Here is a 1072-nt window from a genome sequence, read left to right as displayed (position 1 = left end):
CCCGGAATACTGGCCGGGGCTTTCGACCAAACAACCGATGAGCGCTTCTTTGGTTGCGCAGAACCGTTTTACCCACTGACCGACCGTGAAGATGTGCTTGCCTTTTCAACTGAACCGCTGGCGGAGGATGTCGAGATTACAGGGCCGGTGATGGCGAACCTGTGGATATCCTCCGACTGCCCGGACACGGATTTCACCGTCAAGCTGGTCGATGTGTATCCGCAAAGCGAAGACTACCCAAAGGGTTTCGCCATGAACCTTACCGACGGGATTCTGCGGGTGAGGTACAGGGACTCATGGGAGTACCCGGAATTGATGACGCCGGGAACGGTGTACCCCATCCGCATCGAGGCGTTTCCGACAAGCAACCTGTTCAAGGCAGGGCATCGCATCCGGGTTGACATTTCGAGCAGCAACTTTCCGCACTTTGACGTCAACCCGAACACCGGGGATCCTGAGGCGCAGGCAACGACGAGCAGGACGGCGCTCAACAAGGTGTACATGAGCAGCCAGCATCCATCGCACGTGGTGCTTCCTGTGATCCCGAAGCGTTCTCAATAATGGTGGTGGCTGCAGCGCGCCCCACCAGGTGCGCTGCCGCTAATCGGCAGAAGCGTCGGAGCGACGATATCCGAGCTCAACCGAAAGGTCGTAGGCCGCCGCGCACAGCGGCTTGGCCAGTTTCTCCAGCCCTTTGGCCGTGATGCGGCTTGAAGGAATGGAGATCGCCATGGCGGCGATGACTTTTGATGTTCCGTCGCGCACCGGTGCCGCCACGGAAAGGACTTCGTTCGTGATTTCGCCCAGGGAAGTGGCGTAGCCCTGCTTGCGGATCTTGATCAGCTCCTCATTCCATTTTGCGCGTTGCACGATGGTGTTGGGCGTGAACTTCTGAAAGTCCTGTGCGAAAAATTCGTTCAGAAACTCTGCGGGGGCATAGGCCAACAGGACTTTGCCCGACGCGCCACCGTGGAGAGGCCGCCTCATGCCGACGGACCCGTGGATGCGAACATCATGGGTGGAGTCCCATCGGGCCACAGAGACGGATTCAAAGCCGTCACGGACACGGATC

2 protein-coding genes are annotated in these 1072 nt (G+C 58.9%); one reads left to right on the top strand and one right to left on the bottom strand.

Features of this window, described 5'->3' with window-relative positions; genetic code table 11:
- A partial coding sequence (locus tag AC1D1P_RS24095; protein ID WP_477674756.1) for a CocE/NonD family hydrolase occupies positions 1–561 on the top strand: 561 nt, incomplete at its 5' end.
- 39 nt (positions 562–600) lie between these two features.
- Here AC1D1P_RS24095 and AC1D1P_RS24090 read toward each other — a convergent pair.
- Positions 601–1072 (bottom strand): IclR family transcriptional regulator (locus AC1D1P_RS24090; RefSeq protein ID WP_477674755.1); only part of this gene is annotated, 472 nt, incomplete at its 5' end.

Source organism: Polaromonas sp. P1_E1_2 (assembly GCF_056406035.1).
This window is presented reverse-complemented; position numbering and strand designations above follow the sequence as displayed.